21 protein-coding genes are annotated in these 22707 nt (G+C 70.7%); 6 read left to right on the top strand and 15 right to left on the bottom strand.

The features are described 5' to 3' along the window. The first annotated feature begins 60 nt into the window (after window positions 1-60). Genes IO24_RS0116680 through IO24_RS0116670 form a run of 3 tightly spaced genes read left to right on the top strand, consistent with a single transcriptional unit; the run spans window position 61 to window position 2771 of the window. Window positions 61-1530, top strand: a complete 1470-nt coding sequence (locus IO24_RS0116680; RefSeq protein ID WP_031136488.1) for an AlkA N-terminal domain-containing protein — start codon at window positions 61-63, stop codon at window positions 1528-1530. Between the two features lie 9 nt (window positions 1531-1539). Beyond that, the gene (locus tag IO24_RS0116675; RefSeq protein ID WP_031136486.1) at window positions 1540-2022 is read left to right on the top strand and encodes a methylated-DNA--[protein]-cysteine S-methyltransferase; all 483 of its coding nucleotides are present in this window, start codon (window positions 1540-1542) and stop codon (window positions 2020-2022) included. Between the two features lie 35 nt (window positions 2023-2057). Further along, window positions 2058-2771 (top strand): bleomycin resistance protein, encoded by a 714-nt coding sequence (locus IO24_RS0116670; protein WP_031136484.1) that lies wholly within the window; start codon window positions 2058-2060, stop codon window positions 2769-2771. On the opposite strand, the gene IO24_RS0116665 is transcribed toward IO24_RS0116670, so the two are convergent. The 3 genes from IO24_RS0116665 to IO24_RS0116655 form a co-directional block, all read right to left on the bottom strand. Then, a complete protein-coding gene (locus IO24_RS0116665) occupies window positions 2731-3486 on the bottom strand; it encodes an SIR2 family NAD-dependent protein deacylase (protein WP_031136483.1) in 756 nt (251 codons plus the stop codon). The two genes, IO24_RS0116670 and IO24_RS0116665, sit on opposite strands and share 41 nt — an antisense overlap. A gap of 87 nt (window positions 3487-3573) precedes the next feature. Then, window positions 3574-4068, bottom strand: coding sequence for an NUDIX domain-containing protein (locus IO24_RS0116660; protein ID WP_031136480.1), 495 nt, complete (start codon window positions 4066-4068; stop codon window positions 3574-3576). Between the two features lie 42 nt (window positions 4069-4110). Continuing rightward, complete coding sequence (locus tag IO24_RS0116655; RefSeq protein ID WP_031136478.1) at window positions 4111-5181, bottom strand: ADP-ribosylglycohydrolase family protein; 1071 nt, start codon at window positions 5179-5181, stop codon at window positions 4111-4113. Between the two features lie 250 nt (window positions 5182-5431). On the opposite strand from IO24_RS0116655, the gene IO24_RS0116645 reads away from it, so the two are divergent. Continuing rightward, a complete protein-coding gene (locus IO24_RS0116645) occupies window positions 5432-6550 on the top strand; it encodes a glycerate kinase (protein ID WP_031136477.1) in 1119 nt (372 codons plus the stop codon). A gap of 72 nt (window positions 6551-6622) precedes the next feature. Here the strand turns inward: IO24_RS0116645 and pssA are convergent, their stop codons facing one another. The 9 genes from pssA to IO24_RS0116600 form a co-directional block, all read right to left on the bottom strand. Further along, on the bottom strand, window positions 6623-7405 hold the full coding sequence (gene pssA / locus IO24_RS0116640) for a CDP-diacylglycerol--serine O-phosphatidyltransferase (RefSeq protein ID WP_037667928.1): 783 nt from the start codon (window positions 7403-7405) through the stop codon (window positions 6623-6625). A 58-nt stretch (window positions 7406-7463) separates the two neighbouring features. Further along, window positions 7464-8120 carry a phosphatidylserine decarboxylase gene (locus tag IO24_RS40700; protein WP_031136473.1) on the bottom strand — a complete coding sequence of 219 codons (657 nt, stop codon included), beginning with the start codon at window positions 8118-8120 and terminating at the stop codon, window positions 7464-7466. Window positions 8121-8292: 172 nt separating this feature from the next. After that, entirely contained in the window at window positions 8293-9498 is a 1206-nt protein-coding gene (locus IO24_RS0116630; RefSeq protein WP_031136471.1) for an acyl-CoA dehydrogenase family protein, read from the bottom strand. A 2-nt stretch (window positions 9499-9500) separates the two neighbouring features. Beyond that, entirely contained in the window at window positions 9501-10013 is a 513-nt protein-coding gene (locus IO24_RS0116625; RefSeq protein WP_031136470.1) for a MaoC family dehydratase, read from the bottom strand. Window positions 10014-10018: 5 nt separating this feature from the next. Further along, window positions 10019-10978: an HpcH/HpaI aldolase/citrate lyase family protein gene (locus IO24_RS0116620; protein WP_031136468.1), complete on the bottom strand. Its 960-nt coding sequence runs from the start codon at window positions 10976-10978 to the stop codon at window positions 10019-10021. Then, window positions 10975-13023, bottom strand: a complete 2049-nt coding sequence (locus tag IO24_RS0116615; protein ID WP_031136466.1) for a protein meaA — start codon at window positions 13021-13023, stop codon at window positions 10975-10977. The genes IO24_RS0116620 and IO24_RS0116615 overlap by 4 nt, the downstream gene beginning before the upstream one ends. Window positions 13024-13031: 8 nt before the next feature. Next, on the bottom strand, window positions 13032-14375 hold the full coding sequence (gene ccrA / locus IO24_RS0116610) for a crotonyl-CoA carboxylase/reductase (RefSeq protein WP_031136464.1): 1344 nt from the start codon (window positions 14373-14375) through the stop codon (window positions 13032-13034). A 383-nt stretch (window positions 14376-14758) separates the two neighbouring features. Beyond that, window positions 14759-15586: a TetR family transcriptional regulator gene (locus IO24_RS0116605; RefSeq protein ID WP_031136463.1), complete on the bottom strand. Its 828-nt coding sequence runs from the start codon at window positions 15584-15586 to the stop codon at window positions 14759-14761. Window positions 15587-15728: 142 nt separating this feature from the next. Then, window positions 15729-17534: a 3-hydroxyacyl-CoA dehydrogenase family protein gene (locus IO24_RS0116600; protein ID WP_031136461.1), complete on the bottom strand. Its 1806-nt coding sequence runs from the start codon at window positions 17532-17534 to the stop codon at window positions 15729-15731. Window positions 17535-17929: 395 nt separating this feature from the next. Here IO24_RS0116600 and IO24_RS0116595 point away from each other — a divergent pair, with 395 nt between their 5' ends. Next, the gene (locus IO24_RS0116595) at window positions 17930-18505 is read left to right on the top strand and encodes an adenylosuccinate lyase (RefSeq protein ID WP_031136458.1); all 576 of its coding nucleotides are present in this window, start codon (window positions 17930-17932) and stop codon (window positions 18503-18505) included. 2 nt (window positions 18506-18507) lie between these two features. On the opposite strand, the gene IO24_RS0116590 is transcribed toward IO24_RS0116595, so the two are convergent. The 3 genes from IO24_RS0116590 to IO24_RS0116580 form a co-directional block, all read right to left on the bottom strand. Further along, window positions 18508-19035, bottom strand: a complete 528-nt coding sequence (locus IO24_RS0116590; RefSeq protein ID WP_031136456.1) for a GNAT family N-acetyltransferase — start codon at window positions 19033-19035, stop codon at window positions 18508-18510. 140 nt (window positions 19036-19175) lie between these two features. Further along, window positions 19176-20759, bottom strand: coding sequence for an alpha/beta hydrolase (locus tag IO24_RS0116585; RefSeq protein ID WP_031136455.1), 1584 nt, complete (start codon window positions 20757-20759; stop codon window positions 19176-19178). 137 nt (window positions 20760-20896) lie between these two features. After that, window positions 20897-21949, bottom strand: a complete 1053-nt coding sequence (locus IO24_RS0116580; RefSeq protein WP_031136452.1) for an Rv2578c family radical SAM protein — start codon at window positions 21947-21949, stop codon at window positions 20897-20899. A 170-nt stretch (window positions 21950-22119) separates the two neighbouring features. On the opposite strand from IO24_RS0116580, the gene IO24_RS0116575 reads away from it, so the two are divergent. Then, window positions 22120-22563 (top strand): SRPBCC family protein, encoded by a 444-nt coding sequence (locus IO24_RS0116575; protein WP_031136450.1) that lies wholly within the window; start codon window positions 22120-22122, stop codon window positions 22561-22563. Window positions 22564-22707 lie beyond the last annotated feature (144 nt).

Raw genomic sequence — 22707 nt, 5'->3', positions numbered from 1 at the left:
GTCGGATTCTCGCCAGCCCCGCGCGGCCCGATGCCGGATGCTGGACCCATGCAGACGGGGATGCACACCGACACCGAGCGCTGCGTGCGCGCCGTCCGGTCCAAGGACGCACGGTTCGACGGCTGGTTCTTCACGGCCGTCCTGACCACCGGCATCTACTGCCGTCCCAGCTGCCCGGTGGTGCCGCCCAAACCGGAGAACATGGTCTTCCACCCCAGCGCGGCAGCCTGTCAGCAGGCCGGCTTCCGGGCCTGCAAACGCTGCCGGCCCGACACCAGCCCCGGCTCCCCGGAGTGGAACCAGCGCGCCGACCTCGTGGCCCGTGCCATGCGGCTGATCGCCGACGGGGTCGTGGACCGCGAGGGCGTTCCCGGCCTCGCCGGCCGGCTCGGTTACAGCACCCGGCAGGTAGAGCGGCAGCTCCTCGCCGAGCTGGGCGCGGGCCCCCTCGCGCTCGCCCGGGCCCAGCGCGCCCAGACGGCCCGGCTCCTCATCGAGACGACCGCCCTGCCCATGGCGCAGATCGCCTTCGCCGCCGGCTTCGCCTCCATCCGGACCTTCAACGACACGGTCCGCGAGGTCTTCGCCCTGCCCCCGGGCGAGCTGCGCGCCCGCGCCCCGAAGCGGCAGGGCGCGAGCACCCCCGGCGCCCTGGCGCTGCGGCTGCCGTTCCGCGCCCCGCTCAACCCCGACAACCTCTTCGGTCACCTCGCCGCGACGGCCGTACCCGGCGTGGAGGAGTGGCGCGACGGCTCCTACCGCCGCACCCTGCGCCTGCCGTACGGCCACGGCATCGTGGCCCTCACCCCGAACCCGGACCACATCGCCTGCCGCCTCACCCTCAGCGACCTGCGCGACCTGACCGTCGCCATCAGCCGCTGCCGCCGCCTGCTCGACCTGGACGCCGACCCCGTCGCGATCGACGACCAGCTCCGCACGGACCCGGTCCTGGCGCCGCTGGTCGGCAAGGCACCCGGGCGGCGCGTGCCGCGCACGGTCGACGAGGCCGAGTTCGCCGTCCGGGCCGTGCTCGGCCAGCAGGTCTCCACCGCCGCCGCCCGCACCCACGCGGCCCGTCTCGTCACCGCGTACGGCGAACCGGTCGAGGACCCCGAAGGCGGCCTCACGCACCTCTTCCCGGCCCCCGAGGCACTGGCGGCGCTCGACCCCGAGACGCTGGCGATGCCGCGCACCCGCCGCACGACCTTCACCACCCTGGTCCGCGCCCTCGCCGACGGCGACCTCCACCTGGGCGTCGAGAGCGACTGGCCACGCACCCGCGAGCGGCTCCTCGCCCTGCCCGGCTTCGGCCCCTGGACGGTGGACGTCATCGCCATGCGCGCCCTGGGCGACCCCGACGCCTTCCTCCCCACCGACCTCGGCATCCGCCGTGCCGCCCGGGAACTGGGCCTGCCGTCCACTCCCGCCGCGCTCACCGCACGCGCCGCGGCCTGGCGCCCCTGGCGGGCCTACGCGGTCCAGTACCTCTGGGCGACCGACAGTCACCCGATCAACTTCCTTCCGGTATAGGGGCGTCCGATGAAGCAGCACACTGTGACCGACAGCCCGTACGGCCCCCTCACCCTCGTCGCCGACGACGGAGTCCTGTGCGGCCTGTACATGACCGACCAGCGCCACCGCCCGCCGGAGGAGACCTTCGGCGCCCGCGACGACACCCTCTTCGCGGAGGCGGAGGAGCAGCTGAAGGCCTACTTCGCGGGCGACCTCGAGGAGTTCACGGTCGAACTCCGCCTGAACGGCACCCCGTTCCAGCGCACGGTCTGGGACGAACTGCGCCGCATCCCGTACGGCCAGACCCGCACCTACGGCCAACTGGCCGACGCCCTGGGCGCCCCCACCGCCTCCCGCGCGGTGGGCCTCGCCAACGGCCGTAACCCCATCGGCATCATCGTGCCGTGCCATCGTGTGATCGGGGCGAGCGGGAGCCTGACGGGATACGGCGGCGGGCTGGAGCGCAAGCGGCGCCTGCTGGACTTCGAACGCGGAGCCTCCCTCTTCTGACGCCACAGCTCATCAAATTTGACTAGACTGTGGTCATGCCGGAGAAGACGATCCCGATCCTGCCGTGCCGGACCCTCCAGCCCGTCCTCGACTTCTACACCGCCCTCGGATTCGAGGTGACCTACCGGCAGCGCAGCCCCAACCCCTACGCGGTCGTGGAACGCGACGGCATCGAGCTGCAGTTCTTCGCGATGAAGCAGTACGAGCCGACCGAGTCGTTCAGCACCTGCTACGTCCTGACCGACGACGTCGAGGGCCTCTACCAGGCGTTCCGGGCCGGGCTCAAGGAGACGTACGGCAGGATCCCCACCCGGGGGCTGCCGCGGGTCGGGCCGCTCAAGGACATGTCGTACGGCGTGCGGCAGTTCCTCATGACCGACCCCGGAGGAAACTGCGTCCGCGTCGGGCAGCGCACGGGCCGGGAGCACCGCCACGGGCCCGCCCCCGAGGAGACGTTCGCGCGGGCCCTGCACTTCGCGTCCCTGCTGGCGGACTCCAAGGGGGACGCGGCGGGCGCCGCCAAGGTCATCGACCGCGTGCTGTGCCTGACGGACGAGAAACCGACGCGCGTCCAGCTGCTTCAGCTCCTCGTCCTGCGCGCGGACGTGGCGGGGCGACTCGGCGACGATGAGGCGTCCGCGAGCGCCCTCGCCCGGGCCGCCGCGCTCGACCTCACCGGAGCCGAACGCGACCTGGGCCGCGACGCGCTCACGCGCCTGGCGGACCTGCGGGGCTCGCCTCGGCTGTGAGGCCGCACAGTACCTCCGGCAGCGCCGTGCCGATCGGATCGCGGACGAGCTCGTCGGCACGGTCGTCGTAAGGCGTCGGCTCGGCGTTGACGATGATCAGCCGGGCGCCGTGGTCGGCGGCGACACCGGCGAGCCCGGCGGCGGGCTGGACCTGAAGGCTCGTGCCGACGGCGACGAAGATCTGGCAGCCCTTGCTGATGGCGACCGCCTGGCCGAGGACGACGGGGTCGAGCCGCTCGCCGAACATCACCGTCGCCGGCTTCAGGATCCCGCCGCACTCCAGGCAGGGCGGGTCGTCCTCACCGGCCTCGACCCGGGCGAGCGCGTCCGCCATCGGGCCGCGGGCGTGGCAGCCGGTGCAGACGGAACTCCGCGCCGTGCCGTGCAGTTCGAGCACCTTGCGGGCGGGCATCCCGGCGAGCTGGTGCAGCCCGTCCACGTTCTGGGTGATCACCCGCACCGGCACACCGGACCGCTCCAGCTCGGCCACCGCCCGGTGCGCGGCGTTGGGCTCCGCCCGCAGCGTCCCGTTCTCGCGCCGCATCTGCCAGGAGCGGCGGCGGATCTCCGCGTCACCCATGTAGTACTCGTACGTGACGAGCTTCTCGGCCTCGGGATCCCGCCGCCACAGTCCGTTCGGCCCGCGGTAGTCCGGGATTCCGGAATCCGTGCTGATGCCGGCACCGGTGAGCAGGGCGACGAGGGGCTTGGCCATGTCACCGAGGGTAGGCCGGGGCACAGGGCGGCGGCGAGCGGATATCGAACGGGCCGTCCAGGGGCGCGGTGCGAGCGGCGGGCCCGGTCAGAACACCCGCCGGCCGTTCTCCAGCTCCGCCGTGCCCGAGCCGTCGGCCAGCACGTCCAGGGCGGCCAGGACACGGCCGCCGAGGGCGCCCGGCAGATACGCGGTCAGCTCATCGCGCGGAACCAGCCGCCAGGACAGCAGTTCCTCCTCCTGGAGGCGGATCGCCTTGAACTCGTCCTCGCTCAGCACCCCACCGTCGTACAGGTACGCCACCAGCGGCGGACGGCCCGTGCCGTGCACCCAGTCCACCGCCAGAAGCCGGCCGGGCTCCCGGTCCAGGCCGATCTTCTCGGCCGTCTCGCGGCGCGCGCCCTGCCGCGGGGTCTCGCCGTCGTCGGACTCGACGGTGCCGCCGGGCAGCGCCCAGCCCTCCCGGTAGTTGGGCTCGACGAGCAGCACCCGGCCCTCGCCGTCCCGGAACAGCGCGGCGGCGCCGGCCAGGACGCGGGGCAGGGACGCGATGTATGCGGCGAAGTCAGGAGAGGAAGTCACCGGTGCAGGGTAACCAGCAGATCCCGCCTCATCCCCCCGCGGTCAGGCCGCCGGCTCCACCAGCCGCAGCGTCCGCTCCGCCAGCTCGCTGATCCGCACCCCGTCGAAACCGAACACCGCGCTGCGGACCGTGTCCTCCAGCGGGGCCTTCCACTGGTCAGGGATGGCCGCCGCCCCGCCGAACACGCCGGCCACCGAGCCCGCGGTCGCGCCGTTGGAGTCGGTGTCCAGGCCCCCGCGGACGGTCAGCGTGATGGTGCGCGTGAAGTCGCCGTCGCCGTAGAGCAGACCGGCGGTGAGGACGGCCGCGTTCGGCACGGTGTGGATCCAGCCCATGCCGCCGGTCTCCTCGGCGACCGTGGTGAGGGTGTCCTCCCAGGACATCCGGGTGTCGTGCAGGGAGACCACCCGGCGTACCGTGCGGGCGAGGCGGCTGCTCGCCGGAATCACCGCCAGGGCCTCGTCGACTGCGTGCCGCACGGTGGGCGCCGTGAACGCCGCCGCGATCAGCGCCGCCGCCCACATCGCCCCGTAGACCCCGTTGCCGGTGTGCGACAGCACCGCGTCCCGCCGGGCGAGCAGGGCGGCGCGGCGCGGGGCGCCCGGGCAGGTCCAGCCGAAGATGTCGGCGCGGATGAGGGCGCCGATCCACTCCTGGTACGGGTTGTCGTACGTCGCCGTCAGTGGCGGCTTCAGCCCGCCCGTGAGGTTGCGGTACGCGGCCCGCTCGGCGGTGAACGTCTGCAGATACGGCAGCCGCAGCAGCCACAGGTCCCCGACCTGCTCGGTACTGAAGCCGAAGCCGTGGGTCTCCAGCAGGTCGAGACCGAGGATCGCGTAGTCGACGTCGTCGTCACGGCAGCTGCCGTGGATGCGGCCGCGAACGCACTGGCGCCACTCGGGGCGCAGCGCGGTCGCCTCGTCGCCGGTGGGCTCGGGCAGGTAGTCGGTCAGGGGGAGGGCGGCGGCCCGTCTGAGGTAGCGGTCGATGCGGTCGCGTGACCAGACCTCGCCCTGCTCGACGGGCTTGCCGAGCATGTTGCCCGCGATGCGGCCCTGCCAGCCGCCGAGGATGCGACCGGCCAGCGCTGCTTCGGTGTCGACGGGGGTCATGCTTGAGGTCTACCCGTTTCGGGGTGGGGTGTGCGGCCCGTTCGGGGATGCGGGTGCGTTGTGGCCGTTCGCGCAGTTCCCCGCGCTCCTGAAGGCGTCGTTCCAGGGGTTGGGCAGAGGCTGACGCCAGGGGCGTCCTCCGGTTAAGGTCACAGCGGCGCGACTGGCCTTGACGTGCGTGAGGGCCCGGAGAGCAAGGGGAGTGCAAGTGGCGGACGCTGCAGTGAGCGACACCTGGAAAGCACCGCGGGTGCTCGTCGCCGCGGACAAGTTCAAGGGGTCGCTGACGGCCGTGGAGGTCGCCGAGCGGGTCACGGCCGGGCTGCGCCGGGTCGTGCCGGACCTCGAGGTCGAGGCGCTGCCCGTGGCCGATGGCGGCGACGGGACCGTGGCCGCGGCGGTCGCGGCCGGGTTCGAGCGCCGGGAGGTACGGGTCGCCGGCCCCCTCGGCGACGAGGTGACGGCGGCGTTCGCGCTGCGCGACGGCACCGCCGTGGTGGAGATGGCCGAGGCGAGCGGGCTGCAGCGGCTGCCCGCCGGGGTCTTCGCCCCGCTCACGGCGTCCACCTACGGTTCCGGCGAGCTGCTGCGGGCCGCGCTGGACGCGGGCGCCCGCACGATCGTCTTCGGAGTCGGCGGCAGCGCCACCACCGACGGCGGAGCCGGGATGCTGTCCGCGCTGGGCGCCCGGTTCCTGGACGCCGACGGGGAGCCGGTGCCCCCGGGCGGCGGCGGACTCGCCGAGCTGGCCACCGCCGACCTGTCGGGACTCGATCCGCGCCTCGGCGAGGTCGAGCTGGTCCTCGCGAGCGACGTCGACAACCCGCTGACCGGCCCGAAGGGCGCACCGGCGGTCTACGGCCCGCAGAAGGGCGCCTCGCCCGACGACGTGGCGGCCCTGGACACCGCCCTCGCGCACTTCGCGAAGGTGCTGGAGGGACCGGCCGGCCCGAAGGCCGCCGAGTACGCGGCATCGCCGGGTGCGGGCGCGGCGGGCGGCATCGGCTACGGCGCCCTGCTGCTGGGCGCGGCGTTCCGCCCCGGCATCGAGGTCATGCTCGACGTCCTGGGTTTCGCGCCCGCCCTGGACCGTGCCGACCTGGTCATCACCGGCGAGGGCTCCCTCGACGAGCAGACCCTGCACGGCAAGGCCCCGGCGGGTGTCGCCGCGGCGGCCCGTGCCGCGGACAAGGACGTCGTCGCGGTCTGCGGCCGCCTCGCCCTGCCGCCCCAGGTTCTGGGCCGCGCCGGTTTCCGCCGGGCCTACCCCCTGACGGACGCCGAGCCGGACGTGGCGAAGTGCATCGCCGAGGCGGGCCCGATCCTGGAACGGGTCGCGGAGCGCATCGCCAGGGACTTCCTGACCTGAGCCTTCGCAGAACAGGCGAAGGGCCCCGAACCGTCACCGGTCCGGGGCCCGAGCCATGTCAACGCCAGGGCGTTACGGCAGCTGCGCCGCCCGCGCCTCGCGGCGGTTGTCGCGGAAGTTGTTCACGCGCCGAGCGGTCGCGAACAGCGGAATCACCGCCCCCGTGACCAGCTGGAGCGCGCACCCCGTCTGCAGGAGGAGCTGTCCGCCGGGCGCGCCGAAGGCCCAGGCCGCCAGCAGACCCATGGACAGGACGATCCAGATCAGCATCGCCACCGCGAGCCAGCCACGCGGCTTGGGGTACTCGACCCGGCTCACCATCAGCCACGCCGTCCCCACGATCGCCAGCAGGGTGGCCTCGAACGGCAGCTCCAGCAGCACGATCGCCACGACCGTCAGCGCGCCGAACGGCGAGGGCATGCCCTGGAAGGTGCCGTCCTTCACCGTCACGCACGAGAAGCGCGCGAGCCGCAGCACCACCGCCAGCAACACCACGATCGCCCCGACCGCGGCCACCCGCTGGTGCGCGTCGTTCGCGACCATGCCGTAGACGAGGACGAAGTACGCCGGCGCCAGACCGAAGCTGATCAGGTCGGAGAGGTTGTCCAGCTCCGCGCCCATGGGGGAGGAGCGCAGCTTGCGCGCCACCAAGCCGTCGAAGAGGTCGAAGACCGCCGCGCAGAGCATGAGGATGACCGCCGTGGCCGCGCTGTGGCGGGCCATGCCGGTCTCCTGGCTGCCCGTGAGGTGCGGGATCAGGATGCCGGTGGTGGTGAAGTACACCGCCATGAAGCCGCACGTGGCGTTACCCAGCGTCAGGGTGTCCGCTATCGACAGGCGAAGAGAGAGGGGCATTTCCTCTTCTTCGTCGGCCTCGTCGACTTCCGGGACCCAGCCGGCCTTGGTGTCAGGATCAATCACGGTCAATGCGAGTCACCCCAGCCACAGTCTTCTGACCGACCTCGACCGCGACCTCCACGCCCTCGGGCAGGTAGAGGTCGACGCGTGAGCCGAAGCGGATCAGGCCGATCCGCTCGCCCTGCTCCACCTTCGTGCCCTGGGGCACGTAAGGGACGATGCGGCGGGCGACCGCGCCGGCGATCTGGATCATCTCGATGTCGCCGAGCTCGGTGTCGAAGTGCCAGACGACGCGCTCGTTGTTCTCGCTCTCCTTGTTGAAGGCGGGAACGAAGCCACCGGGTACGTGCTCGACCGACGTCACCGTGCCGGCCAGGGGCGCGCGGTTGACGTGGACGTTCAGCGGGCTCATGAAGATCGCGACGCGGGTGCGGCCGTCCTTCCACGGCATGATGCTCTGCACCACACCGTCGGCGGGAGAGATGACCCGGCCCTGGGTGATCTCGCGCTCGGGGTCGCGGAAGAACCACAGCATTCCCGCCGCGAGCGCGGTGGCGGGAACAGCGACGGCCTTGGCGGCGCCGGAGCGCCGGGACCGGGCCAGGCTGAGGGCTGCGGTGGCGACGGTCGGAAGGAGCCACGGCGATGCTCCGCGCGCGAGGCGTACGCCGGCCCGGCTGTCGCGAGGTGCAGAGGTTTGGCTGTGGGGCATGGATGACCTTCGTAGCGGAGATGATGCCGCACTCTGACGGGGGACGGCGGCTTTCCGGCGATCGTAGCGGCTCGGGGCCGTAACTGGGTAAGCCAGGCAGCCGAGTCGGCGGCAGAAGAGTGCTGACGGGGTGTGATCTTCTTCTCCAAGAAAACACCCCGTATCCGGACATCTAGCCCTGGAATCGATACTCTTCGAGCAGCCGCCTGCCGATGATCATTTTCTGGATCTCGGCGGTACCTTCACCGATGAGCAGCATCGGGGCCTCACGGTAGAGGCGCTCGATCTCGTACTCCTTGGAGAAGCCGTAGCCGCCGTGGATCCGGAAGGCATCTTCGACGACCTCCTTGCAGTACTCGGAGGCGAGGTACTTCGCCATCCCAGCCTCGAGGTCGTTTCGCTCCCCGGAGTCCTTTTTGCGTGCTGCGTTCACCATCATCGCATGGGCGGCCTCGACCTTGGTAGCCATCTCGGCCAGCTTGAACTGGATCGCCTGGTGCTGGGCGATCGGCTTCCCGAAGGTGTGACGCTGCTGCGCGTACTGGACACCCAGTTCGAACGCACGCTGGGCGACGCCGCAGCCACGCGCCGCCACGTTGACGCGGCCGACCTCGACGCCGTCCATCATCTGGTAGAAACCACGGCCGGTGACCCCGCCGAGCACGCGATCGGCGGGAATCCGCAGGCCATCCATGATGAGCTCGGTCGTGTCGACCCCCTTGTACCCCATCTTGTCGATCTTGCCGGGGATCGTGAGGCCGGGGCGCACCTCGCCGAAACCGGGCTCCTTCTCCACCAGGAAGGTGGTCATCGACTTGTGGGGCGCGGTGCCCTCGGGGTGACCTTCGTCACTCTTGACCAGAACGGCCACCAGAGACGACGTTCCGCCGTTCGTCAGCCACATCTTCTGGCCGTTCAGGACGTACTCCTCGCCGTCCTTCACCGCCTTCGACGTGATCGCCGACACGTCCGAGCCGAGGGCCGGCTCCGACATGGAGAACGCGCCCCGGATGTCACCGGCCGCCATCCTCGGCAGGAAGTGGTCCTTCTGCTCCTGCGTGCCGTGCTGCTTGAGCATGTACGCCACGATGAAGTGCGTGTTGATGATGCCGGACACCGACATCCACCCGCGGGCGATCTCCTCCACGCACAGCGCGTAGGTCAGGAGCGACTCGCCCAGACCCCCGTACTCCTCGGGGATCATCAGGCCGAACAGGCCCAACTCCTTCAGACCGTCGACGATCTGCTGCGGGTACTCGTCGCGGTGCTCCAGCCCGGTCGCGACCGGGATGATCTCCTTGTCCACGAAGTCCCGGACGGTGGACAGGATCTCCTGCTGGACGTCCGTCAGACCGGCGGTCTGGGCGAGTCGCGCCATGGCTACTTCTCCTGCTCCTTGAGCTCGGGGCGGCCCGGCTGCTCGCCGCCGCGCTCCTTGATGTACGTCTCGGTCGGCACCATCACCTTGCGGCGGAACACGCAGACCAGCGTGCCGTCCTGCTTGTAGCCCTTGGTCTCGACGTAGACGATGCCGCGGTCGTTCTTCGACTTCGACGGCCACTTGTCGAGCACGGTCGTCTGGCCGTAGACCGTGTCGCCGTGGAAGGTCGGCGCCACGTGCTTGAGCGACTCGATCTCCAGGTTGGCGATCGCCTTGCCGGAGATGTCCGGCACGGACATGCCGAGCAGCAGCGAGTAGATGTAGTTCCCGACGACGACGTTCTTGCCGAAGTCCGTCGTCTTCTCCGCATAGTTCGTGTCCATGTGGAGCGGGTGGTGGTTCATGGTGAGGAGACAGAACAGGTGGTCGTCGTACTCCGTGACCGTCTTTCCCGGCCAGTGCTTGTACGTCGCCCCGACCTCGAACTCCTCGTAGGTGCGCCCGAACTGCATCGCGCTCAGCCCTCCGGAATCTCGAACTTGCTGGTGCGCTGCATGCCGGCGGCGCGGCCCTTGCCGGAGATGACCAGGGCCATCTTGCGGCTGGCCTCGTCGATCATCTCGTCGCCGAGCATCGCGGAGCCCTTCTTGCCGCCCGCCTCGGACGTGTAGTAGTCGTACGCGTCCAGGATCAGCTCGGCGTGGTCGTAGTCCTCCTGCGACGGCGAGAAGATCTCGTTGGACGCCTCGACCTGGCCCGGGTGCAGCACCCACTTGCCGTCGAAGCCGAGCGCGGCGGCGCGCTGGGCGACCTCGCGGTAGCCGTCGATGTTGCGGATCTGGAGGTAGGGGCCGTCGATCGCCTGGAGGTTGTTGGCGCGGGCGGCCATCAGGATCTTCATCAGGATGTAGTGGTAGGCGTCCGCCGGGTAGCCGGGCGGCTGCTCGCCCACGACCAGCGACTTCATGTTGATCGACGCCATGAAGTCGGCCGGGCCGAAGATGATCGTCTCGACACGCGGCGAGGCCTGCGCGATCTCGTTGACGTTGTTCAGGCCCTGCGCGTTCTCGATCTGCGCCTCGATGCCGATCTTGCCGACCTCGAAGCCCATCGTCTTCTCGATCTGGGTCAGCAGCAGGTCGAGGGCGACGATCTGCTGGGCCGTCTGCACCTTCGGCAGCATGATGCAGTCGAGGTTCGGGCCGGCGCCCTCGACGACCGTGACGACGTCGCGGTACGTCCACTCGGTCGTCCAGTCGTTGACGCGCACGACCCGCGTCTTGCCCGTCCAGTCGCCCTCGTTGAGGAACTTGACGATGGTGTGCCGCGCCTCGGGCTTGGCCAGCGGGGCGCACGCGTCCTCCAGGTCGAGGAAGACCTGGTCCGCCGGGAGGCCCTGCGCCTTCTCCAGGAAGCGGGGGTTGCTGCCCGGTACGGCCAGGCAGGAACGCCGCGGGCGGAGACGGTTGACGGTCATGCGGGGACCTCCAGGGGGTCGAGCTTGTTCGCTTTCCGGATCTCGTCGACGATGCGGCCGATGATTCCGGTGATGTCGAAGTCCTTCGGGGTGAAGACCGCGGCCACTCCGGCTGCCCTGAGCTGCTCGGCATCACCGTTCGGGATGATGCCACCGGCGATCACCGGGATGTCTGTGGCACCCGCCACACGCAGCCGTTCGAGCACGTCCGGCACGAGCTGGGCGTGCGAGCCGGACAGGATGGACAGGCCGACCGCGTGCACGTCCTCGGCGACGGCCGCGTCCACGATCTGCTCGGGCGTCAGCCGGATGCCCTGGTAGACCACCTCGAAGCCGGCGTCCCGCGCGCGCACGGCGATCTGCTCGGCGCCGTTGGAGTGTCCGTCCAGGCCCGGCTTTCCGACCAGGAAGCGCAGCTTGCCCACGCCCAGGTCCTTTGCCGTGAGATCCACCTTGCGGCGGACCAGGGCCAGCGTGCTGCCCTCCTCGACGGGGACGGCCACCGGCGCCGAGGAGACACCGGTAGGGGCCCGGAACTCTCCGAACACCTCGCGCAGGGCCCCGGCCCACTCGCCGGTCGTCGCACCGGCGCGGGCGCACTCCAGGGTGGCCTCCATGAGGTTCCCGGTGCCGCGTGCGGCCTCCTTCAGCCGCTCCAGGGCCTTGCAGGGCCGCGGGTGGTTGAAGGGAGGCTGGTAGCGGCTGTCGCGCCACTGCTGGAGCGAGGCGACGACCCGGGCCTCGACCGCCGGGTCCACCGTCTGGATCGCGGTGTCCAGGTCGGCGGTGAGCGGGTTCGGCTCGGTGCCCTCGAAGATGTTGACGCCGATGATCTTCTCCTGGCCGGACTCGATCCGGCCCCGGCGCTCGGCGTGCGAGGCGACCAGCTGCGACTTGAGGTAGCCGGACTCGACGGCCGCCATCGCGCCGCCCATCTCCTGGATGCGGTCGATCTCGGCGAACGCCTCCTCGACCAGCTGGTCCACCTTCGCCTCGATGACCTTCGAGCCCTCGAAGATGTCCTCGTACTCCAGCAGATCGCTCTCGTACGCCAGCACCTGCTGGATGCGCAGCGACCACTGCTGGTCCCAGGGCCGGGGCAGGCCGAGCGCCTCGTTCCAGGCGGGCAGCTGCACGGCACGCGCGCGGGCGTCCTTGGAGAGGGTGACGGCCAGCATCTCCAGGACGATCCGCTGGACGTTGTTCTCCGGCTGCGCCTCCGTCAGGCCCAGGGAGTTGACCTGGACGCCGTAGCGGAAGCGGCGCTGCTTGGGGTTCTCGATGCCGTACCGCTCACGGGTGACGCGGTCCCAGATGCGGTTGAAAGCCCGCATCTTGCACATCTCCTCGACGAAGCGGACGCCCGCGTTCACGAAGAAGGAGATGCGGGCCACGACATCGCCCATGCGTTCCTGCGGCACCTGGCCGGAGTCGCGCACGGCGTCGAGGACGGCGATGGCGGTGGACATCGCGTACGCGATCTCCTGGACCGGCGTGGCGCCCGCCTCCTGCAGGTGGTAGCTGCAGATGTTGATCGGGTTCCACTTCGGGATGTGGGAGACCGTGTACGCGATCATGTCCGTCGTCAGGCGCAGGCTCGGCCCCGGCGGGAAGACGTGCGTCCCGCGGGACAGGTACTCCTTGACGATGTCGTTCTGGGTCGTGCCCTGGAGCTTGGTGATGTCCGCGCCCTGCTCCTCGGCGACGACCTGGTAGAGCGCCAGCAGCCACATGGCGGTGGCGTTGATCGTCATCGAGGTGTTCATCTGCTCCAGGGGGATGTCCTGGAACAGCCGGCGCATGTCACCGACGTGCGCGATCGGCACGCCGACCCGGCCGACCTCGCCGCGGGCGAGGATGTGGTCGGAGTCGTAGCCGGTCTGCGTGGGCAGGTCGAACGCCACCGACAGGCCCGTCTGGCCCTTGGCGAGGTTGCGCCGGTACAGCTCGTTGGACGCCTCGGCCGTGGAGTGACCGGCGTACGTGCGCATGAGCCACGGCCGGTCCTTCTCCCGCTTGTCCTCGGCGGGCTGACGCTCAGTCATCTGTGACCTCAGATGTTCCGGAAGCGGTTGATGGCGTCGATGTGCTGGGCGCGCTTGTCCTGGTCGCGCACGCCGAGGCCCTCCTCGGGGGCCATGCACAGCACGCCGACCTTGCCCTGGTGGAGGTTGCGGTGCACGTCGAAGGCGGCCTGGCCGGTGTCCTGAAGCGAGTACACCTTGGACAGCGTCGGGTGGATCTTGCCCTTCGCGATGAGCCGGTTGGCCTCCCAGGCCTCGCGGTAGTTGGCGAAGTGCGAGCCGATGATCCGCTTCAGCGACATCCACAGGTAGCGGTTGTCGTACTCGTGCATGTAGCCCGAGGTCGAGGCGCAGGTGGTGATGGTGCCTCCCTTGCGGGTGACGAAGACGCTCGCGCCGAAGGTCTCCCGGCCGGGGTGCTCGAAGACGATGTCGATGTCCTCCCCGCCGGTGAGCTCGCGGATGCGCTTGCCGAAGCGCTTCCACTCCTTCGGGTCCTGGGTGTTCTCGTCCTTCCAGAACTTGTAGCCCTCGGCGCTGCGGTCGATGATCGCCTCGGCGCCCATCGAGCGGCAGATGTCCGCCTTCTGGTCGCTGGAGACGACACAGATCGGGTTGGCGCCGCCGGCCAGCGCGAACTGGGTGGCGTACGAGCCGAGTCCGCCGCTCGCGCCCCAGATGAGCACGTTGTCGCCCTGCTTCATGCCGGCGCCGTTGCGGGAGACCAGCTGCCGGTAGGCGGTGGAGTTGACCAGCCCGGGGGCGGCGGCCTCCTCCCACGACAGGTGGTCGGGCTTCGGCATCAGCTGGTTGGACTTGACCAGTGCGATCTCGGCGAGACCGCCGAAGTTGGTCTCGAAGCCCCAGATGCGCTGCTCGGGGTCGAGCATCGTGTCGTTGTGACCGTCCGAGGACTCCAGCTCGACGGACAGACAGTGCGCGACGACCTCGTCACCGGGGCGCCAGGCGTTGACGCCCGGGCCGGTGCGCAGGACGACGCCCGCGAGGTCGGAGCCGATGATGTGGTACGGCAGGTCGTGGCGCTTGGCCAGCTCGTTGGTGCGGCCGTAGCGCTCCAGGAAGCCGAAGGTCGACAGCGGCTCGAAGATCGACGTCCACACCGAGTTGTAGTTGACCGACGAGGCCATGACGGCCACCAGGGCCTCACCCGGGCCGAGCTCGGGCAGGGGCACCTCGTCCAGGTGGATCGACTTGCGGGGGTCCTTGTCGCGGGTCTCGAGGCCCGCGAACATCTCCGTCTCGTCCTTGTGCACGGTGATCGCGCGGTACGACTCGGGGAGCGGGAGGGCGGCGAAGTCCTCCGACGTGGAGTCGGGCGACTGGATCGCGGCCAGGATGTCCTTAACGGTCACGGTGTTGCCTCCGGCGGTGAGCGCCCTGAGGGAGGGGCGCCGATGGTTACGTCGGTGCTGCTGAGGGTTGAGGGTGTGCCGTCGGTTCGGCGGTGGTGCTGTTCGGCAGCGCTGGGTGGCGCGGGAGGTTGCCTGTGACGCAGGCGCCCTGGGCGAGCAGGCGGGTGAGCTTGCTGGGACGTCGCCCGGACCTCTTCAACGTATGACACCGCGTGTCACCCCGCAAGGCACTGAGTGCCAGAAATTGACCTCAGATGAAATCTTTACGTAACAAATGAGCGATGATCGATCGAACGGGCTCTCCGAGGGCCTGCAAAACGGCCCCTGACATGCCAAAACGGCCACCCCGCGGGGTGGCCGTCATCACACGGGTGAAAGAGGGCTCAGCGCTCCTTGAGTGCCTGCTCGATCGTCCGCATGACCTCATCCAGCGGGGCGTCGGTGCGGGCGACGGTCACCAGCACCTCGCCCTGCGCCGAGGCCGTGGCCGCGGCCGGCTGCGGTTCCGTGGAGCGCCCGGCCCCGATGCCCGACCCGAAGGTCTTGCGCACGATCGCGAAGGCGTGGTCCAGCTGCGCCTCCACATCCCCCTGGGCGCCCGCCCGCAGCCAGCGCCGCAGCACGTGGTTGTGGGCCGTGACGACGGCGGACGCGGCGACCTCCGCCAGCAGCGGATCGTCGTTGGCGTCGTCGGCGTGCGCGCGCTCGTCGAAGTGGCCGAGGAGATAGCGGGTGAAGAGGCGCTCGTAGCGGGCCACCGACGCGATCTCCGCCTCGCGCAGGGTGGGCACTTCACGCGTCAGCTTGTAGCGGGCGACCGAGATCTCCGGCCGGGCCGCGTACATCCTCATGACTTCCTTGATGCCACGGCACACCGTGTCGAGCGGATGCTCGTGCGCGGGCGCGGCGTTGAGCACCGCCTCGGCGCGGATCAGGGTGTCGTCGTGGTCGGGGAAGATCGCCTCTTCCTTGGAGCGGAAGTGGCGGAAGAAGGTGCGGCGGGCGACCCCGGCCTGGGCCGCGATCTCGTCGACGGTGGTCGCCTCGTACCCCTTGGTCGCGAACAGCTCCATCGCGGCGGCCGCCAGTTCCCGGCGCATCTTGAGCCGCTGGGCGGCGGCGCGAGAGCCGGCGGCACTCTCCGGCGCGTCGGTCGCAGCTGGTGTACGTGAGGACTTGGCGGGCTGGGGCATGCCCTGAACGTACTGCATGTGCGCAGCTCGCTGCGCGTGACCTGGTTCTCCTCCGGCGCTGCGGGGCGGGGGAGGGGCGGGCCGGTCGGCCGGGTGGAACCGGTCCGGGCCGAGCAGGCCGCCCCACTCCGCGCCGGACCGGAACCAGTCGCCGGAACGCTCAGCGCTTGGCATATTCGCGGAAGCCACGGCCGGTCTTGCGGCCGAGGCAGCCCGCGGCCACCAGGTGCTCCAGCAGCGGTGCCGGAGCGAGCCCCGGGTCGCGGAACTCGCGGTGCAGGACCTTCTCGATGGCGAGTGAGACGTCCAGCCCGACGACGTCCAGCAGCTCGAACGGGCCCATCGGGTAGCCGCCGCCCAGCTTCATCGCCGCGTCGATGTCGTCGAGCGTCGCGTAGTGCTCCTCCACCATCTTGATCGCGTTGTTCAGGTAGGGGAACAGCAGCGCGTTCACGATGAAGCCCGCGCGGTCACCGCAGTCCACCGGGTGCTTCCTGATCCGGCCACACACCTCGCGGACCGTCGCGTGGACGTCGTCGGCGGTCAGCACCGTACGGACGACCTCGACCAGCTTCATGGCGGGCGCCGGGTTGAAGAAGTGCATGCCGATCACGTCCTGCGGGCGCGAGGTGGCCCGGGCGCAGGCGACGACCGGCAGCGACGAGGTCGTGGTGGCCAGGATCGCGCCCGGCTTGCAGACCTTGTCCAGGGCCGCGAACAGCTGCCGCTTGACCTCCAGGTCCTCGGCGACCGCCTCCACGGCCAGGTCGACGTCCGCGAAGTCGTCGTAGGTGCCCGTGGCGGTGATGCGGTCCAGGGTCTCGGCGGCGGCCTCCGCGGTCATGCGGCCCTTGTCGACCGAGCGGGCCAGGGACTTGCCGATGCGGGCCTTCGCGGTCTGCGCCTTCTCCGGGCTGCGGGCGGCCAGGACCACCTCGTACCCGGCCTTGGCGAAGACCTCGGCGATGCCGGAGGCCATGGTGCCCGAGCCCGCGACGCCGACCGAGCGGACCTCCCGGCCCGGAACCAGGTCGCCGCCCTCCAGCGGGGTCAGCGCGTCCCGCACGACGACCGGGCTGCCCGGCGCCTCGTACGTGTAGAAGCCACGTCCCGCCTTGCGGCCGGTCAGGCCCGCCTCGCTCAGCTGCTTGAGGATCGGGGCCGGGGCGTGCAGCCGGTCGCGGGAGGCGGCGTACATGGCCTCCAGGACCGTGCGCGCGGTGTCGACGCCGATCAGGTCGAGCAGCGCCAGCGGGCCCATGGGCAGCCCGCAGCCCAGCCGCATCGCGGCGTCGATGTCCTCGCGGGAGGCGTACTTCGCCTCGTACATGGCGGCCGCCTGGTTGAGGTAGCCGAACAGCAGGCCGTCCGCGACGAATCCGGGGCGGTCGCCCACCGCGACGGGCTCCTTGCCCAGGTCGAGCGCGAGGTTCGTGACCGCCGTGACGGCCGCCGGCGCGGTCAGCACTGAGGAGACGACCTCCACCAGCCGCATCGCGGGGGCCGGGTTGAAGAAGTGCAGGCCCAGCACCCGCTCGGGACGGGACGAGTCGGCCGCCAGCCGGGTCACGGACAGGGCGTTGGTGCCGGTCGCCAGGATCGTCTCGGGACGCACGATCCCGTCCAGCTCACGGAAGATCTGCTGCTTGACCTCGTACGACTCCGGGGCCACCTCGATGACCAGGTCGGCGTCGGCCGCGGTGCGCAGGTCGGCGGAGGTGCGGACACGGCCGAGGATCTCGGCGCGCTGCTGCTCGGTCAGCCGGCCGCGCTCGACGCCGCGGGCGGTGGAGGCCTCCAGGGCGGCGACGCACTTCGCGGCCTGGGCCTCGCTGATGTCGATGCCGACGACCGTGCGGCCGGCCTTGGCGAGGACCTCGGCGATGCCGGTGCCCATCGTGCCGAGGCCGACGACGGCGACGGTCTGCACCGGGGACTGGGACGGGTCGGAAAGGGGAGTGGCCATCGCGGGACTCCAGGATGAGGGTGACGACGGGGAACGCGCTCCGGGTGCGCCGGAGGCGGCCCGGCAGAAGCCGGACCACGGGCGCAACCGGGTGCGTGAGGAAGTGCGGGTGCTGGCCGGGCTGCGAAGCGCACACGCCCGGTGCCGCTCTGCGGGCGTGCACACGCCCGGGGTGAACGGCGGTTCCGGCCGGCCCTGTCCCGGGGCCGAGCCGTACTGCGGTACCTGAGGCACCGAACCGACTGCTCTCGCGCCGGCCGCGTCACCAGACCGCCGCGAGGAAATACGAGTGGGTAACTCGCTCGTCTGAGCTTAACCGGCGGGTAACGAGCGCGCCAGCCCCGGGTTTGTGATGTACGTCCCGCGCGGCTCGCACCGCCCCTAACCTCTGAGGCATGGACGAAGAGTTGCGATCACTCACGGAGCGCTTACGGCAGGAGTCGGGGGCGTCGCCCGCGTTCGAGCGGCTCGTGGCGACCGACGACCTCGACGCCCTGGCGGCGGTGCTGACCGAACCCGGGCAGCACCTGTGGGCGAGGGAGCTGGCCGCGTTCCGGCTGGGGCTCGCGGGGGACCGGCGAGCCTTCGAGGCCCTGGTGCTGCTGCTCAACCACCGTGACCCCCCGCGCTGCGCCTCCGCCGCCCATGCCCTCGCCCGGCTGGGGGACCCCCGTACCGCCCGGGCGGCCGCCGCCCTCGCCACCAACGAGCTGCGCGTCGCCTACGCGCTGCACCCGGTGCGCCTGCTGGTCGAGCTGCGCGCCCCGGAAGCGGTGCCCGCGCTGATCACCACGCTCCAGCGTCGCCTGCGCCCGCACGATCCGTACCGCCGCGTGGCCCTCGCCTGCGTGGACGGGCTCGGCGCGCTGGGCGACGCCCGGGCCAGACCCGTCCTGAACGAGGCCCTCGCGCATCCGGCGCTGGCCGAGGCGGCGGTGCGGGCGCTGGGGCGGATCCCGAAGCGCGGGTGACGTCAGCGGGGGAGTGCCCTGGCGTACCGCATCTCGGGGACTGTGACCCCCTCCACGTCGAAGAGCTCCTCGGCGCCGTCCGCCCGGAAGCCGGCCCGTTCGTAGAAGCGGCGGGCCCGGTCGTTCTCCTTGAGCACCCACAGGAGAAGACGGCCGTGGCCCGCGGCGGTGCAGCGCGCGACCGACTCCGTGAGCAGCGCCTGCCCCACGCCCTGCCCCACGTGATCCGGGTGCACGTAGATGGCGTACAACTCGGCCTCTCCGGTGCGGACTTCACCCTGCCGATGCGGGCCGTGGCAGGCCCAGCCGACCAGCTCGCCGCCGGTGACCTCGGCGACCAGGTTCACCACACTGACGTCGCCCTGCGAGAGGTGCGTACGACGGCGCTCGGCGTCCTCCTCGACGCTGAGCCCGTCCAGATACGACTGCGGGATCAGGCCCTGGTAGGCGCTGCGCCAGCCGCCGACGCGGATCTGAGCGACACGGTCGCAGTCGGCGAGCGCCATCTCCCGTATCCGAAGGCTCCTCATGGCGCCACAGCCGAGACCTGGCGGGCCCGCGCTGCCGGCGCGGCCTCGCCGTCGGGGGCGGAGATCCTCGTCAGCTCATTCATGGGTCCATGGTGGCGCATGACACTGACAACGCCCGCCCCCGACGGATCGTCAGCCGCTCAGTGACGGAAGCCGAGCAGGCCGTGCAGCGCCGAGCCGTTCGAGGAGGCCGACGCCGCCTTCGAGGTCGTCGCCGCGGGCTTCGGGTCGGGCAGCGCCTCGCACACCGCGTCCGCCTCGCCGTAACGGCGCGGCACGGTGCCGTCCGTCAGGTAGGCCGCCAGGTGCTTGTCCAGGCAGGCGTTGCCGCTCAGCGTGACGCCGTGATTGCCGCCGCCCTCCTCGACGATCAGGCTGGAACGGGCCAGCAGGTGGTGGACGGTGACAGCGCCCTCGTACGGAGTGGCCGCGTCGCCGGTCGCCTGGAACAGCAGGGCCGGCGGCAGCTTGCCGTTGGCCACGTTCACCGGACGCAGCGAGTCCGTCGGCCAGAACGCGCACGGCGCGTTGTACCAGGCGTTGTTCCAGGTCATGAAGGGCGCCTTCTCGTACACCGCCCAGTTGTCCTTGCGCCATTGCCGCCAGTCGCGCGGCCAGTCGGCGTCCCGGCACTGTACGGAGGTGTAGACGCTGTAGCCGTTGTCGCCGGAGGCGTCGACCGCGCCGAAGTTCTCGTACGCCTCGACCAGCGGCTCGGGGTCCTTGTCGTTCACGTACGCCGCGAACGCCTCCGCCAGGCCCGGCCAGTAGCCGTTGTAGTAGCCGCCCGGGAGGAAGGTGTCCTCCAGCTCCGTGCCGCCCACCGTGCCGCCCGCCGGCTTCTTCGCGAGGGCCGCGCGCATCGCGTACCACTTGGCCTCGATCCTCTCCGGATCGGTGCCCAGTCCGTACGCGGCGTCGTGCTTGGCGACCCAGGCCAGGAAAGCGCGGTGGCGGTCGTTGAAGGCCACGTCCTGGTTGAGGTTGGCGTCGTACCAGACGTCGGTCGGGTCGACGACCGAGTCCAGGACCAGGCGCCGGACCCGCTCCGGGAAGAGCTTGGCGTAGACCGCGCCCAGGTAGGTGCCGTACGAGTAGCCGAAGTAGTTGATCTTCTTCGCGCCCAGGGCCTGCCGGATGGCGTCCATGTCGCGCACGGCGCTGGTGGTGTTGATGTACGGCAGGAGGTGCCCGTACTTCCTGCCGCAGGCGGCGGCGAAGGACCTGGCCCGGTCGAGGTTGGCCTTTTCGGTCGCGGGCGACGTCGGCAGGGAGTCCGGGCGGACCGGGGCGAAGTGGCCCGGCTTGCAGTCCAGGGCGGGCTTGCTCGCCCCCACACCGCGTGGGTCGAAGCCGATGACGTCGTACTGGGCCGCGACCTTCGCGGGCAGCGAGGACGCGACGAACCCGGCGAGCGTCAGACCGCTGCCGCCGGGACCGCCGGGGTTCACCAGCAGCGGGCCCTGGTAGGTCCTGGCGGTGTGCGGGACGCGGGACAAGGCGAGGGTGATCTTCTCGCCGTGCGGCCTGCGGTGGTCGAGCGGCACCTTCAGGGACGCGCACTGCAGCGTCGGGTGGTCCTCGGTGGCACAGCTCTTCCAGGTGAGCTGCGCGGTCCGCTCGGTGTCAGCGGTGCCGGGTGCGCTCGCCTCGGCGGGAACGGCCGTGAAGGCCCCGGCCATGACGACGGCGGCGCCGCACAGCGCGGCTGCGCGTTTTCTCATGGAGTCCTCCCAGGACGGCGGGATGAAGGACCGCGAGGGTCGCCGTCCTCGCCGCATCGTCCCGGAAACCGGTCCCGGAAGAACTCATGCTGTCAAACTCATGACCCAATTGGATCTTCGGATGCGCTCGTATGCTCCTATATGAGCGAAAGTTGGGTCGGCCCGGACATCTGCCCGGATGCCGGGGGCTTCTCCACCGGCTCCGCGGGCCGGATCCGCCGCGGCGTCCCCGCGCGCGTGGGTCCGATGCCGTACTCCTCGGCCAGTTGGTGCACCTGACGGGTGATCCGGCGCTGGTACCACTTCGGGGCGTAGGAGCCCTCCGCGTACAACCGCTCGTACCGGGTCACCAGGTACGGATGGTGCTGCCCCAGCCAGGTCATGAACCACTCGCGGGCGCCGGGCCGCAGATGCAGTACCAGCGGTGTCACGGACGTGGCACCACAGGCCGCGATCTCCCGTACGGTGGCGCGGAGTTGAGTGGGCTTGTCACTCAGGAACGGGATCACCGGCGCCATCAGCACTCCGCAGCCGATGCCGTGCTCGCCGAAGGTCCGCACGACCTCCAGGCGCCGCTCCGGCGCGGGTGTGCCCGGCTCGACGGTGCGCCAGAGCTCCTCGTCGGTGAAGCCGACCGACACGGAGATGCCGACATCGGTGACCTGTGCCGCCTGCTTGATCAGCTCCAGGTCGCGCAGGATGAGCGTGCCCTTGGTGAGGATCGAGAAGGGGTTCGCGTGGTCGCGCAGCGCCGCGATGATGCCCGGCATCAGGCGGTAGCGGCCCTCGGCGCGCTGGTAGCAGTCGACGTTCGTGCCCATGGCGATGTGCTCGCCCTGCCAGCGGCGCGAGCCGAGCTGCCGGCGCAGCAGCTCCGGCGCGTTGGTCTTCACCACGATCTGGCTGTCGAAGCCGAGGCCCGTGTCGAGGTCCAGGTAGCTGTGCGTCTTGCGCGCGAAGCAGTACACGCACGCGTGCGAGCAGCCTCGATAGGGGTTGACCGTCCACTGGAACGACATGCGCGAGACCGCCGGAACCCGGTTGATGATCGACCGGGCCCGGATCTCGTGGAACGTGATTCCGCGGAACTCCGGCGTGTCGAACGTGCGGGTCGTGACCGCGTCCGCGCCGAACAGCGCGGCATCGGCCCGGCTGTGTTCGGAGTCCACTGTGAGGTTCTCCCAGCGCATGACGCCTCCTCGGTAGCTCTGACCACAGAATAGAACACATGTTCCCTTGATCGTGCGAGGGTGTTTTCCGAACGCGTTCGACCGGATTGCGCCACCCCGATTTGGGGGGCCGGGCAGCGGGGTGGTTGGCTTGCCCCGACCCCCGAGCAACCATGTCCTGGAGGAATGCGATGGCGCAGGTCGAGGCCACTACGGAGCGGATCGTCGCGGCGGACGCGGAGACGGTGTTCGACGCCCTCGCCGACTACAGCGGTACGCGCGCGAAGCTGCTGCCCGAGCAGTTCAGCGAATACGAGGTGCGGGAGGGCGGCGACGGCGAGGGCACCCTCGTCCACTGGAAGCTCCAGGCCACCAGCAAGCGCGTGCGCGACTGCCTCCTGGAAGTCAGCGAGCCCACCGACGGTGAGCTGGTCGAGAAGGACCGCAACTCCTCCATGGTCACCACCTGGAGGGTCACCCCGGCCGGTGAGGGCAAGTCCCGGGTCGTCGTGACCACCACCTGGACCGGCGCCGGCGGCATCGGCGGCTTCTTCGAGAAGACCTTCGCGCCCAAGGGCCTCGGCCGGATCTACGACGCGATCCTCGCCAGGCTCGCCGCCGAGGTCGAGAAATAGCCCGTCCCAAGGCTCAAACCCGCAGGGGGTGTTGCGCCCCTCACCGGTTCGAGTGATCTCCGCACGGCTCGCTCCTGTGCCGTAACTCGTCGTGCTTGCTCGTAGTTGTCGCTTTTACGCGGGAATTGTGCGGCAGCGCGACGA

It is taken from the genome of Streptomyces flavovariabilis (assembly GCF_000725785.1).
Classification (GTDB): Bacteria; Actinomycetota; Actinomycetes; order Streptomycetales; family Streptomycetaceae; genus Streptomyces; species Streptomyces hawaiiensis.
Note: the sequence above shows the minus strand (reverse complement) of the source record. Positions and strands in the feature narration are given on the sequence as shown.

What these genes read in the sequence shown, in the direction of transcription:
- IO24_RS0116680 (WP_031136488.1), top strand. Translation starts at nt 61, where the DNA reads ATGCACACCGACACCGAGCGCTGCGTGCGCGCCGTCCGGTCCAAGGAC.
- IO24_RS0116675 (WP_031136486.1), top strand. Translation starts at nt 1,540, where the DNA reads ATGAAGCAGCACACTGTGACCGACAGCCCGTACGGCCCCCTCACCCTC.
- IO24_RS0116670 (WP_031136484.1), top strand. Translation starts at nt 2,058, where the DNA reads ATGCCGGAGAAGACGATCCCGATCCTGCCGTGCCGGACCCTCCAGCCC.
- IO24_RS0116665 (WP_031136483.1), bottom strand. Translation starts at nt 3,486, where the DNA reads ATGGCCAAGCCCCTCGTCGCCCTGCTCACCGGTGCCGGCATCAGCACG.
- IO24_RS0116655 (WP_031136478.1), bottom strand. Translation starts at nt 5,181, where the DNA reads ATGACCCCCGTCGACACCGAAGCAGCGCTGGCCGGTCGCATCCTCGGC.
- pssA (WP_037667928.1), bottom strand. Translation starts at nt 7,405, where the DNA reads ATGCCCCTCTCTCTTCGCCTGTCGATAGCGGACACCCTGACGCTGGGT.
- IO24_RS40700 (WP_031136473.1), bottom strand. Translation starts at nt 8,120, where the DNA reads ATGCCCCACAGCCAAACCTCTGCACCTCGCGACAGCCGGGCCGGCGTA.
- IO24_RS0116630 (WP_031136471.1), bottom strand. Translation starts at nt 9,498, where the DNA reads ATGGCGCGACTCGCCCAGACCGCCGGTCTGACGGACGTCCAGCAGGAG.
- IO24_RS0116625 (WP_031136470.1), bottom strand. Translation starts at nt 10,013, where the DNA reads ATGCAGTTCGGGCGCACCTACGAGGAGTTCGAGGTCGGGGCGACGTAC.
- IO24_RS0116620 (WP_031136468.1), bottom strand. Translation starts at nt 10,978, where the DNA reads ATGACCGTCAACCGTCTCCGCCCGCGGCGTTCCTGCCTGGCCGTACCG.
- IO24_RS0116615 (WP_031136466.1), bottom strand. Translation starts at nt 13,023, where the DNA reads ATGACTGAGCGTCAGCCCGCCGAGGACAAGCGGGAGAAGGACCGGCCG.
- IO24_RS0116605 (WP_031136463.1), bottom strand. Translation starts at nt 15,586, where the DNA reads ATGCAGTACGTTCAGGGCATGCCCCAGCCCGCCAAGTCCTCACGTACA.
- IO24_RS0116600 (WP_031136461.1), bottom strand. Translation starts at nt 17,534, where the DNA reads ATGGCCACTCCCCTTTCCGACCCGTCCCAGTCCCCGGTGCAGACCGTC.
- IO24_RS0116595 (WP_031136458.1), top strand. Translation starts at nt 17,930, where the DNA reads ATGGACGAAGAGTTGCGATCACTCACGGAGCGCTTACGGCAGGAGTCG.
- IO24_RS0116590 (WP_031136456.1), bottom strand. Translation starts at nt 19,035, where the DNA reads ATGAGGAGCCTTCGGATACGGGAGATGGCGCTCGCCGACTGCGACCGT.
- IO24_RS0116585 (WP_031136455.1), bottom strand. Translation starts at nt 20,759, where the DNA reads ATGAGAAAACGCGCAGCCGCGCTGTGCGGCGCCGCCGTCGTCATGGCC.
- IO24_RS0116580 (WP_031136452.1), bottom strand. Translation starts at nt 21,949, where the DNA reads ATGCGCTGGGAGAACCTCACAGTGGACTCCGAACACAGCCGGGCCGAT.
- IO24_RS0116575 (WP_031136450.1), top strand. Translation starts at nt 22,120, where the DNA reads ATGGCGCAGGTCGAGGCCACTACGGAGCGGATCGTCGCGGCGGACGCG.